Source organism: Streptomyces nojiriensis (genome assembly GCF_017639205.1).
GTDB lineage: Bacteria > Actinomycetota > Actinomycetes > Streptomycetales > Streptomycetaceae > Streptomyces > Streptomyces nojiriensis.
In genome coordinates this window covers 8,766,379-8,780,005 of record NZ_CP071139.1, presented here as the reverse complement: position 1 = coordinate 8,780,005, position 13,627 = coordinate 8,766,379, and the positions used below count along the sequence as shown (strand labels likewise).

Annotated in this window: 12 protein-coding genes; 9 read left to right on the top strand and 3 right to left on the bottom strand. The window is 72.4% G+C overall.

What is annotated here, in order from left to right:
• Nucleotides 1-3 precede the first annotated feature (3 nt).
• Complete coding sequence (locus tag JYK04_RS39725; RefSeq protein WP_229876690.1) at nucleotides 4-1,026, bottom strand: TAXI family TRAP transporter solute-binding subunit; 1,023 nt, start codon at nucleotides 1,024-1,026, stop codon at nucleotides 4-6.
• Nucleotides 1,027-1,136: 110 nt separating this feature from the next.
• On the opposite strand from JYK04_RS39725, the gene JYK04_RS39720 reads away from it, so the two are divergent.
• The 5 genes from JYK04_RS39720 (at nucleotide 1,137) to JYK04_RS39700 (ending at nucleotide 6,002) form a co-directional block, all read left to right on the top strand.
• Nucleotides 1,137-1,463: a hypothetical protein gene (locus JYK04_RS39720; protein WP_189744889.1), complete on the top strand. Its 327-nt coding sequence runs from the start codon at nucleotides 1,137-1,139 to the stop codon at nucleotides 1,461-1,463.
• Between the two features lie 103 nt (nucleotides 1,464-1,566).
• Nucleotides 1,567-2,400, top strand: coding sequence for a hypothetical protein (locus JYK04_RS39715; protein ID WP_189744886.1), 834 nt, complete (start codon nucleotides 1,567-1,569; stop codon nucleotides 2,398-2,400).
• A gap of 131 nt (nucleotides 2,401-2,531) precedes the next feature.
• Nucleotides 2,532-3,806 (top strand): serine hydrolase domain-containing protein, encoded by a 1,275-nt coding sequence (locus JYK04_RS39710; RefSeq protein WP_229876689.1) that lies wholly within the window; start codon nucleotides 2,532-2,534, stop codon nucleotides 3,804-3,806.
• 281 nt (nucleotides 3,807-4,087) lie between these two features.
• Nucleotides 4,088-4,828, top strand: a complete 741-nt coding sequence (locus JYK04_RS39705) for a cyclodityrosine synthase (RefSeq protein WP_189744884.1) — start codon at nucleotides 4,088-4,090, stop codon at nucleotides 4,826-4,828.
• On the top strand, nucleotides 4,818-6,002 hold the full coding sequence (locus JYK04_RS39700; protein ID WP_189744882.1) for a cytochrome P450: 1,185 nt from the start codon (nucleotides 4,818-4,820) through the stop codon (nucleotides 6,000-6,002). The genes JYK04_RS39705 and JYK04_RS39700 overlap by 11 nt, the downstream gene beginning before the upstream one ends.
• Nucleotides 6,003-6,122: 120 nt before the next feature.
• Here JYK04_RS39700 and JYK04_RS39695 read toward each other — a convergent pair whose 3' ends face one another.
• The gene (locus JYK04_RS39695; RefSeq protein ID WP_189745051.1) at nucleotides 6,123-6,950 is read right to left on the bottom strand and encodes an alpha/beta fold hydrolase; all 828 of its coding nucleotides are present in this window, start codon (nucleotides 6,948-6,950) and stop codon (nucleotides 6,123-6,125) included.
• 78 nt (nucleotides 6,951-7,028) lie between these two features.
• Here JYK04_RS39695 and JYK04_RS39690 point away from each other — a divergent pair, with 78 nt between their 5' ends.
• Nucleotides 7,029-7,649 (top strand): sigma-70 family RNA polymerase sigma factor, encoded by a 621-nt coding sequence (locus tag JYK04_RS39690; RefSeq protein ID WP_189744880.1) that lies wholly within the window; start codon nucleotides 7,029-7,031, stop codon nucleotides 7,647-7,649.
• A 104-nt stretch (nucleotides 7,650-7,753) separates the two neighbouring features.
• Nucleotides 7,754-8,284, top strand: a complete 531-nt coding sequence (locus JYK04_RS39685) for a hypothetical protein (RefSeq protein WP_189744878.1) — start codon at nucleotides 7,754-7,756, stop codon at nucleotides 8,282-8,284.
• Nucleotides 8,285-8,353: 69 nt separating this feature from the next.
• Here JYK04_RS39685 and JYK04_RS39680 read toward each other — a convergent pair whose 3' ends face one another.
• Nucleotides 8,354-9,265, bottom strand: coding sequence for an aminoglycoside phosphotransferase family protein (locus JYK04_RS39680; RefSeq protein ID WP_202185975.1), 912 nt, complete (start codon nucleotides 9,263-9,265; stop codon nucleotides 8,354-8,356).
• A 141-nt stretch (nucleotides 9,266-9,406) separates the two neighbouring features.
• Here JYK04_RS39680 and JYK04_RS39675 point away from each other — a divergent pair, with 141 nt between their 5' ends.
• Nucleotides 9,407-12,601, top strand: a complete 3,195-nt coding sequence (locus tag JYK04_RS39675; protein ID WP_189744876.1) for an amidohydrolase family protein — start codon at nucleotides 9,407-9,409, stop codon at nucleotides 12,599-12,601.
• Nucleotides 12,602-12,649: 48 nt separating this feature from the next.
• Nucleotides 12,650-13,594 (top strand): YwqG family protein, encoded by a 945-nt coding sequence (locus JYK04_RS39670; protein WP_189744875.1) that lies wholly within the window; start codon nucleotides 12,650-12,652, stop codon nucleotides 13,592-13,594.
• The last annotated feature ends 33 nt before the right edge of the window (nucleotides 13,595-13,627 follow it).

The following is a 13,627-nucleotide window of genomic DNA, read 5'->3' as shown; positions in this document are numbered from 1 at the left end:
GTCTCAGCCGTACACCGCGCGGTAGTGGGCGGCCGCGCCCGGGTGGAGCGGCACCTCGCCGGTGGAGATGGCGAAGCGGGGCTCCAGCCGGGCCCCCGCCGTCACCTCCCGCAGCAGGTCGCGCCACCGCTCGAACACCACCTGGAGCAGGTCACGGGCCGCGCCCGGCGGTACGTCGGCCCGTGCCAGGAGGTAGTTGCCGACCCCGATGGTTCCCACCGGCTCCGTCAGCCCGTACACGCCGGCCGGCAGCGTGACCGCCGAGTAGACGGGGCCGTGGCGCTCCCGCAGCGCTCCGACGTGGGCGTCGAGCGGCAGGAAGCGCAACGGCAGCTCGCGCGCCAGGTCCGCCAGGGCCGGTGTGGGCACCCCGCCGGACCAGAACAGCGCGTCCACCGAGCCCTCGCGCAGGGCGCTCACGGAGGCGGCGAGGCCCAGCTGCCGCTCGTCCGCGGGGGCCGGTGCCGGTGCGGATGCCGATGCGGGTGCGGATGCCGATGCGGATGCGGGTGCGGATGCGCCGCTCAGCCCGGCCGCCCGCAGGACCCGTTCCGCCACCACCTGCACCCCCGAGCCAGCGGCGCCCGCCGCGACCGGGCGCCCGGCGAGATCCCGCACCGAGCGCACCGGTCCGTCCGCCGGCACGAGCAGGTGCGTGTAGTTCACGTAGATCCTGGCCAGGGCCGTCACGGCGGTCGGCCCGGGGAACGGCTCCCGCCCCAGCACCGCGTCCTCGGACACGTCCGCCATGGCCAGGGCCAGCTCGACGGAGCCGTCACCGAGCTTCCGCAGGTTGTCCACGCTGGCCGCGGTGCTCACCGGGACGATCTCGATCCGGCGGCCGCTCGCGGCGACGGCCTGCGCGAGGGCCCGCCCGAACGCGTTGTAGGGCCCGCCCTCGGGACCCGTGGCGAGCCGCAGCCGCCGTACCGGTCCGGAACCCCCCGAGCAGCCGGCCGCCACCCCCGCCAGGACACCGAGGCCGACGCCCATCATCCGTCGCCGGGTCGTTTCTGCGCTGGTCACGGCGGAAGCCTAGGCCACATGTCAAGCCACGGGATTTCGGGTCGCGACGTGCCCTTTCCTGTCCTTTTCCCTGGAAGGGGGAATTCCTCCGGATCGAACAGGAGAAACTCATGCACATCGTGACGATCATCGGCGCCGCAGCCCTCGCAGTATTCGCCAGCATCGTCTACATGCGAAAAATCTCGAAGACCGTCCGCCAAGATCGATACATCAGCCCGACATTCCTCGACCACGAAATCGTTTCGTTCCGAACCGAACTGGCCTACGGGTTCGCGCTGGGCCTGAGCCTGGCACTGCTCAACAATGTGCTGCCGCTCTGGGCGAGTCTCGCAGTCTTCCTGGCAGCGGTACTGCCCTCCACTGAGCTGGTGCGCCGCCGTCACAACCGCCGCGTCGAAAGCCCGACCACCCCGGACGGCGATTCCGGCGCCCCCTGAGGGGCTCCGGCCGTGACCCGATAAGGTGTTCGACGTTCGTGGCGGTGCCCAACTGCCCCACGGACCTTGCGGAGCACGCGCGTTACCGGGGGAGCGAGAACAAGTGAGCGGGACCAGAGCGGTATTCGGGAGCCGGACGGAGCCCGGCGGCGCGGTGAAGGCGTTCTTCCGGTCCTGGACGGTGGAATTCGAATACTCCCCCATGGCCGAGCACGTGCAGGACAAGCTCATCACCTGGGCGCAGCGCGGGCGGACCGTCCTCGGCCTCGTCGCCGCCGTCTGGCTGGTCGTGGCGTACCCGCTGAGCAGCGGCGGCGAGGAGTTCGTCCTCGGCAAGCTCGTCGAACTGGCCCTCGCCTGCGGTGTCCTGGCGGTCGGCAGCCTCATCGGCATCACCGTCTTCCTCGTCGCGAGCACCCCCGGCCGGCGCCGTGACTTCGCCGAGCGGCTGCGCAGGCCGCTGAGCGCGGCCCTGCTGCTCGTCAGTGGTCCGCTGGTCATGTGGCTGTCCTTCACGACCCTCAAGGGCGAGCTGATCAGCGGTGGGGACCTGAAGGACTTCTTCTCGGCGATCACCGGCCCCGGATTCATCTCCTCAGCCCTGGCCTTCCTCGTCCTGGCCGTCGGCTGGATCGCCGCCGTCATCGTGCTGATCTGCTCCGTCCCCTACACGCTCGTCTCCTGCTACGCCTGCGTCTTCACGTGCCTGAGGGTCGCCGATGTGCACCAGCTGCTGCCGGCGCTGCTCTCGCCGCTGCTGGTCTGGTCGCTCTTCGCCTTCCAGGTCTTCAACGGCCCCGACATCGCCGCGCCCCCGGAGGTGCTCTACACCTTCATGCTCGGCGGCCCGCTGTCGGTGACCGCGCTCTCGGTCTGGGAGGTCCGCCGCCTGCGCAGCCACCACGGGATCACCCTGCGCTCCGCGCTGGGCCGGTGACCGCCCCGTACGGACACGGCCTGCCGGGCACCCCCTGATCGGCGCGGCCGCCGGCCCACCTCGCGACCGGGGGCGCGGGGACCTAGCCTGATGGTGTTGCCCGGGGCCCTCGGACGGCAGGAGACCATGCCGTGAAGCCAATCCATCTCCGGCTGCGCCGGGCCTGCGCGGCGGCCGCTGCGACAGGAGTGCTCATCGCCCCGGCGGCCGCGGGCTCCGCATCCGGGGCGTCCGTTCCCGGGCGGTCCGCTGCCGCCTCCACCGTCGCCGCCACCCCCACGCCCACCCCCACCCCCACCCCCACCGCTTCCGCGGACACCGATACGGGCTTCACACCCCTCACACCGGCCGTGGCGGCGCAACTGGACGCGGCCGTGCGTCGGGTCATGCGCGAAGCGCAGGTGCCGGGCGTGACGGTCGGGCTGTGGGCCCCCGGCAAGGGGAGCTACGTACGGTCCTTCGGTGTGGCGGACAAGGCGACCGGCGCGCCGATGACTCCCGACCTCCACGTGCGCATCGGCAGTGAGACCAAGACGTTCACCGTCACCGCCCTCCTCCAGCTCGTCGACCAGGGGAAGGTCGGCCTGGACGACCACATCGGCGACTACGTCACAGGCGTTCCGAACGGTGACCGCATCACCCTGCGGGAACTGGCCGGCATGCGCAGCGGGCTCTTCAACTACAGCATGGACGGGGACTTCATCGCGCAGCTCCAGGCCGATCCGGAACGGTACGTCGCACCGCGGCAGTTGCTCGACTACTCCTTCAAGCACCCGGTGCAGTTCGAACCGGGCGCGGAGTTCGACTACAGCAACACCAACCTGATCCTGCTCGGCCTGGTGGTGGAGAAGATCACCGGCCGGCCGCTCCACGAGGTCATCACCCAGGACGTCCTGGGACCGGCAGGGCTCCGCAGCACGGTCTTCCCGACCAGCCCGGCCCTGCCGGTGCCCTACGCGCACGGCTACACCGACCAGACGGCCTCGGGCAAGGTCGAGGACTCGACCCGCTGGAACCCGTCCTGGGCGTGGGCCGCCGGAGAGATGGTCTCCGACCTCCAGGACCTGCGCAGCTGGGCCCGTACTCTCGCGACCGGCACGCTGCTGAAGCCCGCGACCCAGGCGGAGCGCCTGAAGACCACCCCGATGGACATTCCGGGTGCCGGCTACGGACTGGGCATCTTCGACGTCCAGGGCTGGATCGGCCACAACGGTTCGATCCCCGGCTACGAGGTCCTGCCCGTCTACCTGCCGTCGGCGCAGGCGACGATGGTCATCGCCTTGAACACCGACAGCCAGTACAAGGGCCAGGAGCCCAGCACGCTCTTCGGCGAGGCGGTCACGAGCATCGTCACCCCCGATCACGTGTATCCCGGCCACAAACCGGTCGTGCCCAGGACCGGCTGAGGTTGACGGCCCGTCAACGCCGACTCTCGGCCGGAATCAGCCGGAATCGGCCGGGCGGAATTCCGGTCGGCCGACCGATTTCCCACCGGTGGCCGTTCCGGAAACTCCCGGTGAAACGCAGCCAACAGGCCGCCACCAGTGCCGAATCGGCCACCGCCAAAAGATGCCCGGGTCAACTGTCCTGTCCGACAGATGAGTTACTACCCAGAAGACATGGAACGTCGCTCACAGTTCGGGTAGCTTTCCTTCACGTCGCCGCCACACCCGGGGCACAGGGCCCCATGGGACTAGCGGCACAAAGGACCCGACCCCTGTTGACGACAGCAACCGAAGTCTTCACAGTCCGGCCGTACACCCCGCATTGCCAGGTGATCAGCACCGAAGGCGATCATGCCGTCATAGGTATTTCCCCGGGGAACAGTTACTTCTCGGCCCAACGTGTCAATGACCTTGCCCACTGGGGCCTGCGCAACTTCGAGCAGGTCGACCTCATCTACACCGACATGCACGTGGCCGAGATGTACGAGGCTCTCGGCTACGGCGAGGACGAAGCGCGACGGAAGGCGGTGAAGAACCTGCGCGGCGTCCGTGCCAAGGTGAACAACGCCGCCGCGGAGGCCGATCCCACCGGCGTCCGCCTCCGTGCCCGCCCGATGTCGTCCCTCACCGACATCCCGGCCTACCGGGCGCTCCACAGCCACCTGACCACCCTGCTGGACACCGACCCGGAGTTCCGCAAGACCAGCAACGCGCTGGTCGACGCGTTCCTCTCGTCCAAGGTCCTGAACGGGAAGGCCGCCACCACACGGCAGCGCGACGTGTGCCTGGAGTACGTCTGCGCCGAAATGCCGCTCTTCCTCGACACGCCGGCCATCCTCGGCGTGCCGTCCTCCCTCAATTGCTACCACCAGCTCCTGCCCATGGCGGAACTGCTCTACTCACGCGGCTCGGGCCTGCGCGCCTCGCGCAACCAGGGTCACGCCATCATCACCCCCGCCGAAGGAGTTCCCGATGTCCACTGACACCCTGCTCGACTTCCCCTTCTCCGCGCGCGGCGACCAGCTGCCGACCGAGATCGAGGAGCTGCGCGCCGAACCGGTGAAGCGGGTGCGCACGATAGCCGGTGACGAAGCCTGGCTCGTGTCCTCCTATCCGCTGGCCAAGCAGGTCCTCGAGGATCCCCGGTTCAGCCTGAAGGACACCTCGGCCCCCGGTGCGCCCCGCCAGTACGCGCTGACGATCCCGCCCGAGGTCGTCAACAACATGGGCAACATCACCGGTGCGGGACTGCGCAAGGCCGTCCTCAAGGCGATCAACCCGAAGACGGACGGGCTCACTGATTGGATGCGCGCCCAGGCCACCAGCCTGGTCGACGGCCTCCTGGGCCACGGGGCGCCGGTCGACCTGCGCGGCCAGTTCACCAACCCGTACGCCGAGAACCTGCACTGCCGCATCCTCGGCATCCCCGAGTCCGACGCGCCGCGCCTGGCGGCCAGCCTCGACATCGCGTTCATGAACTCGGCCTGCCCGGTCACCGGCGCCAAGCTCAACTGGGACCGCGACATCGCCTACATGGTGGAGCGCCTCGACGACCCCACCACCACCGGCCTGATCTCCGAGCTCGCCGCCCTGCGCAACGACCCCGACTACGACCACCTGACGGACGAGATGCTCGCCACCGTGGGCGTCACCCTGTTCGGCGCGGGGGTCATCTCCACCATGGGCTTCCTGACCATGGCGATCTTCTCCCTCCTCCAGAACCCCGAGATGTGGGAGCGGCTGCGCAAGGAGCCGGAGAAGATCCCGGCCGCGGTGGACGAGCTCCTGCGCATCAACCTGTCGATCGCCGACGGCCTGCCCCGGCTCGCGCTGGAGGACGTCACCCTCGGCGACGTCGAGGTGAAGAAGGGCGAGCTGCTGCTCGTCCTGGTTGAGGCCGCCAACACCGACCCGGACGTGTACCCCGACCCGCACGTCGCGGACATCGACCGGCCGAACGCCGGCACGCACCTCTCCTTCGGCGGCGGACAGCACTACTGCCCGGCCACCGCGCTCGGCAAGCGGCACACCGAGATCGCCATCGAGGTGCTGCTGGAGAAGATGCCCCATCTCGCCCTCGCCGTGCCGGTCGACCAGCTCGTGTGGCGTACCCGCTTCATGAAGCGCATCCCGGAGCGCCTGCCCGTGCTCTGGTGATCGCGTAGGCGCGCGGGACGCCGCGCCTGCCCGATGATGGCCCCGGCCGGGGGGAATCCTGCCGGGGCCATCGCACTGCCCGAACCGCCCCGCGGCCATGGCCGTGGCCCGTAGCGGTCGCTACGCCAGGAACGCCGCGGTGGTCGCCACGAACCGGTCGGCGTCGTCGAGCCAGGGGTAGTGGCCCGCGCCCCGCTGTACGACGAGCGTGGCGCCCGGGACCAGCTCGGCGAACTCGGCCACCGACCGAGGGGGGCTGTTCAGGTCGAACTCCCCCGCGAGCAGCAGCACGGGGCTCCTCCAGGTGGTGAGCGCGGCGCGCGTGGCCGGCGGGTCGAAGGCGCCGTCGGCCGCGAAGAGGGTGACGGCGTCCGGGTTGTCCGGGCGGGCCGCGGCCTGGTGCCGGCGGGCCGCGTCGTCCCACCGGCCGTGGAAGAAGGGGCTGATGGCGTCCCAGTCGCTGCCGGTTCCCTCGGTGATCGCCTCCAGCGCCGCGAACGCCTCGGGGAACCACGCCTCGCCCTTCCGCAGCCGCGCGAGCTCCCGCCGGCTCTCCCCGGTGACGACCACGCCGACGGCCCGGGTGCCGGGGGTGATCAGGGCGAGCCTGCGGACCCGGTCCGGGTACCGGGCCGCGTACTGCGTGGCGAGGTTCGCCCCGGCCGAGTGGGCGAGCAGGTCGATCCGGGCGAGACCGAGGTGCTCGCGCAGGGCCTCGACGTCCTCGACGAGGCGGTCGCAGCGGTAGGAGGAGGTGTCCTCGGGAACCCCGGACCGGCCGGTGCCGCGCAGGTCCAGCACGATCAGGCGGCGGTGCGCGGACAGACCCCCGAGGTCGCCGAGGTAACGCGAGTCCGCGGGGCCGCCCGGGACGCAGACGACCGGGTCGCCGCTCCCGTGGACGTGGTAGGCGAGCCGGGTTCCGTCAGGTGCGGTGAAGGTGGGCATGCCGCGGATCCTGTCAGTCATAACCGGGTTGTACAACCGGGTTATGGTCGATGGTGCGCCCCGGTGTATAACCGAGTCGTGGCAGACCGAGAGAGTGGGGAGCGCGCGCCGCGGACCCCCGGCACGCTGACCGAGGAACAGGCCGCGCGGATGCTCGCCGGCATGAACGAGGTCATCCGTGCGGGTGAGGAGATGCGGAAGCTGCGCGCCGAGATGATCAAACTGTTCGCCGGCTTCGGCTGGACCCAGGACACGATCGCCCGGATCGCCGGCATGAGTCAGCCCGCCGTGTCCAAGCAGGTGGCGAAGTACGCGCTCGGCGACCCCGCGCCGCCGATGGGGCTCGCCCTCGACCAGTACGACACCCCCTGGCTCGAAGGACGCCTGTGGGCGCTCGCGGAGGCGGTCGCCGAGACCCTCGACGCCGCGCGCTGCGCCCGCTGCGTCGACGCCCTCGCGCGGGGCCGGAAGCGCTTCACGCCCCGGACCGTCGACGAGCTGCGGCGGCTCCTCGAAGACGACCTGACGCTCCGTCGCGCGGAGCTGCCCGCGGACTTCCGGGCCGCGTACGACGAGATCAGCCGCGGACTCGACGTCCCGCCGAAGGCGGCGACCGGCACGCCGGTGACGGTTTCGGCCTCGGTACGCCGCACCCTCGCCCACCAGTTCCAGCGCGACCGGCTCCAGGACGGGCGTTGACCGTCCCGTACCGGACAGATGTGGTGTTCGGCCTGCGCGGGCCCGACCCCCGCTGCTGAAGTGTGTGCCGTCAGCACACCGATCCGGAGAAGGGGAAGAACCTCATGCGCAGTCGAGTCAGCGGCACCCTCGCCACCGCCTTCGTCGGCACCACTGCGGCCCTCGTCGCCCTGCTCGTTCCCGGCACCGCGCAGGCCGCACCGGCGAAGCTCAGCCATGCGTCGGCCGTGAGCAGGCTCAACGCGACGGGAGGCATCGGCCTGTCCTCCAGCGGTGGCTGCAGCGACCGGAACAACGGCACGTGCACCTCGCTGGAGCAGGTCAACGCCGCCACCATCAGCGATGTCAGCACCCTGCGCAACGCGAGCCACTGCGCCCTCACCATCACGGGCGGCACCGAGGTGGGACACGCCTCGGGCACCTACAGCCACTGGAACGGCTACAAGATCGACTTCAATCCGACCAGCTGTGTCAGCAACTACGTCACCGGCAGCTTCACCCGGATCGCCAACCGCGGCGACGGCGCGGCCCGCTACCGCTCCGCCGCGGGCAACGTCTACGCCCGGGAGAGCAACCACTGGGACGTCACCTTCTGCGGCGGCAGCGCGGCCTGCACCGCCGCGGCCAGTTCCTGAGCGCACCCGACCGCCCTACGGCGTGCCCGGGCCCGGGCACGGCGCACCTGCGCCGTGCCCGGCCGGGCCTCACCCTCGGTCCTCTCCCAACACCTCCCGGATCACGTGCCGGGCGTTGGCCGCCATCACCGGATTCGTCGTGCGGTAGTAGGGCAGCGCGATCAGCGCCTGCGAGAGCGTCCGCCCCCGGCCGCGGCGCCAGGTCGCGTCGTCCACGCCGAGCTCTGCGCGGAAGACCTTCCTGGCTCCGGCCGGCAGCAGGTTCCACGCCGGAAACAGATCGCAGGCGGGATCTCCCACCCCCGTGCACCCGAAGTCGATGACCGAGGTCAGCCTGCCCCCGTCCACCAGCAGGTTGCCCGGCGTCAGATCGGCGTGCACCCACACCGGCGGCCCGTCCCACTCCGGGGCCCGCAGCGCGTCCTCCCATACGGCGGCCACGGCATCGCAGTCGACGCCCTCCGCCGAGATCCCCCGCAGTTCCTCGACCGCCGCCCGGGTCGGCGCGTCGAGCAGGGCGAGCGGCCCCCCGCGGTAGGCCTTGGGGGGTTTCCCCGGCAGGGTGACGCTCCGCATCGCCGCCACGAAGGCGGCCAGGTCACGGGCCAGCGCCACGGGCTCGCGCAGCGCCCCGGCCTCGGGGTTCTCCCCCGCCAGCCACCGGTACACCGACCACGGCCACGGGTAGCCCGCCGCGGGCTCCCCGGTCCCGAGCGGCTCGGGGACGGCCGTCGGCAGCCGGGGCGCGAGACGGGGCAGCCATTCCCGCTCCGTCGCCACGTCCTCGGCCCCGCCCGCCAGCATCGGCAGCCGTACGACCATTCCGTCGCCCAGCCGGTACATCTCGTTGACCGTGCCGCCCGACGGCAGCCGCTCCACGGTCAGCCCGGCCCACCGGGGGAACTGCCCTGCGATCAGACGGCGTACGAGGGCCTCGTCGACGGGGTGCGCGCCGGGATGCATCATCTGTGCGGTGCTCATGGAGCACCATCCGACCGCCGACCGCCCACCCGGGGCAAACCCTTTTCCCACCGCACCCGCACGGCCCCGTTGCCCGACCGGGGTCGTGATCGTTTGCGTGGCTGACGGGACGTTCGGGGCAGTCATCGACGTACGGGGCGAGTGATCGGGTTGCGAGTTGCGCGAAGGACCGTTCTGCAGGCCGCTTCGGCGGGCGCCCTGACGGCGCTGCTCTGCCGCGCGTCCGGCGCGGCGGCCGTCCCGGGCGGCGCCGACGGGGACCTGGTCGGGCTGCGCTTCACGCGGGCGACCAACGGAGCGGCCACCGCCTCCGCCACCGGGGACCGGGTCGTCGCCGAGGTCCAGGGCGTCGTGTGGTCGCTGCCCCCGGACGGTTCGCCCGCGACCCCGCTGACCCCGCCCGACCTGGAGCCCGGCCGCCCGGTGCTCTCCCCCGACGGCCGCCGGGTGGCGATGAGCGCCTACCGGGGCGGCACCTTCCACATCTGGGTGATGAACGCGGACGGCTCCGGCCTGCGCCCGCTCACCGACGGCCCGTTCGACCACCGCGCGCCCGCCTGGTCGCCCGACGGCCGCACCCTCGCCTTCTGCTCCGAACGCGGCGGCGACCCGCTGGCCGGGAGCCCGTACCGGATCTGGACCGTCCCGGTGGCCGGCGGCCGCCCGCGCCGGCTGACGGGCCTGCCCGGGCAGGACGGTCCCGGCCAGGACGGGGAGTGGGAGGACTTCGACCCGGTCTGGTCGCCGGACGGCTCGCGCGTCCTGTTCGTACGCGGCACGCCCGCCGGGGAAACCCTGACCGCCCGGACCATCGCCTCCGTGGCCACGGGATCCGGTGCCGGGGACCCGGGAGCGGGCCCGGTCCGGGTCGAGCACACCGTCGCCGACGGCAGGCTGCTGGCTCCCGCGCTCTCCCCTGCCGGACGCACCGCCTGGCTGTCCGCGGCTCCCGGCCCCCGCAAGGCCGAGACCCTCTCCCTCTTCGCGGACGGCCGTCCGGTCCCCCTCGACGGCGACCTCGCCCCCGCTCCCCCGCGCTGGATCGGCGACGACCGGCTGCTGATCACCCTCGACGGCCGGTTCCGGGTGATCCGCCCCCACCGGGACGGCGCCGCCGACGGCGACGAGATCCCCCTCGACGCCACCCTCGAGGTGTCCCGGCCCCGCTACCGGGTCAAGGAGTACGTCCTGGAGGCCGAACGGAGCCTTCCGGTCCGGGGCATCCACCTGCCTGCCCTCTCCCCCGACGGCCGCAGTGTCGCCTTCGCCGCACTGAACGCGCTGTGGGTCGCCCCCGTCACCGGCGGCGCGCCCCGCAAGATCCTCCAGGCCCCCGTCACCGCATACGTCCAGGGTCCGGTGTGGAGCCCGGACGGCCGCGCGCTGGTCTACACCGACGACCGCGACGGCCTGAACACCGTGCGCCGCCGGGAACTCGACAGCGGCCGGGAGAGCGTCCTGGCACCTGGCGGGCGCGTCTACGGAGTGCTGTCGCCCGACGGAACGAGGCTCGCCGCCCTCGACCTCGCCGGGCGGCTCCTCGTCCGCGACCTCACGACCGTGACGGAGACCCCCCTGGTCGCGGCCCTCGGCGGCGGCGGCCTGCCCGGCGCGCCCAGCTGGTCGCCCGACGGCCGCCACCTCGCCCTCTGCGACCGCAACCGGCTCAGCCGGCGCTTCCGCGAGGGCTACAACCTCATCCGGATCGTCGACACCGCCACCGGGGCCGACCGCCTGCACGCCCTCGCCCCGCACGCCTCACTCGCGGACCGCTACGCCTCCGGCCCGGTCTGGTCCCCCGACGGCCGCTTCCTGGCCTGCGTCGGCGAGTCGGCCCTCTGGCTGCTTCCCGTCGGCCCCGACGGCACCCCGACCGGACCGGCCCGCCGCCTGACCGACGAGCCCGCCGACCACCCTTCGTGGTCCGCCGATTCCCGGACCCTGCTCTACCAGTCCTGTGCCCGGCTGCGCCTGCTCGCCCTCGACGGGGCCGGCGCACCGGCCGGAGCACCGCGGACCGTGCCCGTCTCCCTGAACTACCGGCGCCCCGCGCCCGTCGACACCGTCGTGCACGCGGGACTGCTGTGGGACGCCACCGGCACCCCGCCCCGCCCCGACGTCGACATCCTGATCGGCGGCGGCCGGATCACCGCCGTCGAGCCGCACCGGCCGGGCCGCCGCGCCACCCGCACCGTGGACTGCTCCGACGGCACGGTGCTGCCCGGCCTGTGGGACGCGCACGTCCATCCGTACCCGTACACCTACGGGGCGCGCCAGGGCGCGCTGCACCTCGCCTACGGGGTCACGACCGTGGCTTCGCTCGGCGGTTCCGCCTATGAACAGGCCCGGCTGCGCGAGGACATCCGGGCCGGGCTGCTTGCCGCTCCCCGCCTGCTGGCGGGCGGGGAACTGCTCGACGGGTCGCGGGTGGCCTACAGCATGGGGCGCGCCCATCGCACGCGCGCCGGGTTCGCCCGCTCGCTGGCCCGGGCCGCCGCGCTGGACTGGGACTTCGTCAAGACGTACGTACGGGCGCCGTACGCGTACATGGCCGAGGCGGCCCGCTTCGCGCACGAGCGGCTCGGTGTCCTGGCCGGCTCCCATCTGTGCGCCCCCGGCATCCGGTCCGGCCAGGACCTGACCACGCATCTGGTGGCGACCGAGCGGGCCGAGTACGGGCACGGCGCGACCCCGCGGGGGTACACGTACCAGGACACGCTGGAGGTCTACACGCGCGGCGGTTTCGACCTGATCGCCACCCCCTTCACGGCCCTCCCGCTGATCGGCGCCGATCCGGCGCTCGCCGACGATCCGCGGGTGGCGTCCCTGATGCCGCCGTGGGACGTGGCGGCCGTCCGGGCCGCGGCCGCCGCGCCGCCGAGCGCGGAGCAGAGCGCGGCGCTGGAGCGGGAGGTCGGCGTCTACCGCCGTGTCATCGAGGGCGGCGGGCGCCTCGCGCTGGGCACCGACGCACCGCTCACCCCCGTGGGCCTCCACCTCCACCTCGCCCTGCGGGCCCTGCACCGCTACGGCCTGACGCCCGCGGCGGCCCTGACGACGGTGACTTCGGCCCCGGCCCGGATGTTCGGCGTCGCGGACCGGCTCGGCACGGTCGAGCCCGGCCGGATCGCCGACCTCACCCTGGTCGACGGCGATCCGTTCACCGACTTCGACGACCTGGTCCGCGTACGGGCGACGGTCCGCGGCGGGAGCGTGCGTGAACGCCCGTCCCTGGAGCGTGCCTTCACCCCGTCCGCCGAACCCCCGGACCCGGCCGACTGGTGCGCGGTACTGGACCAGATGCTGCGCGACGGCTGCTGCACGCCGCACCTCTAGGCGTTCCGAACAGGCCCGTTGTCAGAGGGTGCTGGCAGCATCGGACTCATGGACGTCACCTTCACCACCCCGCGGCGGCCGGTCGAGGTCACCGCTCTCTTTCCCCGACTGGCCCCGCTGGCACGCCCGGCCATCCGGTTGCACCCCCGCCCCGGTTCTCCGTCGGCGCACGACAGTTCGGTCGGCGGGCCGCTGCTGTGGCCCGCCGACGAACCGTGGCCGTACTGTCACGAGCCGCACGACCAGGTGAGCCGGCTGTACGAGGCGTACGAGGTGCACGTCGATCCGGACTTCGAATGGTTCCCGGGTCCCAACCCCATGGTGCCCGTGGCCCAGCTGTACGTGCGCGACATACCCCTGCTGCGGCCTCCGGGGCAGGCCGACCTGCTCCAGGTGCTGTGGTGTCCCTTCGAGCACGAGCCGGATCTCAAGCCTCCGACCGCACTGTTCTGGCGGTCCTCCGCCGAGGTCACCGACGTCCTCGCCGCGCCGCCCGGACCGTTCGCGGTGGAGTACGAGGAATACGTGCCGCGGCCGTGCGTGCTCGCGCCGGAGCAGATCACCGAGTACCCCAACCCCATGGAACTGAGCGGGGAGTTGCGAGAGCAGCTGCAGGACTGGAGCCGGTGGCAGGCGGCCGGATCCGGTGTGGACGGCTCCTACGCCCCCTACCCGGAGTCCTACTACGGCAGCCATCTGTCCCTCGCCCCCGGCTGGAAGGTCGGCGGCTGGGCCCCCTGGGGCCTCACCGATCCCGTCCCCCGGTTCTGCTCCGCCTGTGACGCCGGCATGGTCCCGCTGCTGACCATCTGCTCGGGCGAATGGGACGGTGGCACCCGCAACTGGATCCCGTACGAGGATCAGGCCGTCGCCCGGCTGGGCGGCGACATCGAGTCGAACCCGCCCGGGGTGCAGGTCTCCAAGGGTGACCACCTGCAGCTCTACGTCTGCCCGGAGTCCCCGGAGCACCCGCACACCAGCCTGATCCAATGAGCCGTCGCCGGGCCCGGCCCACCCTGTCGGTGG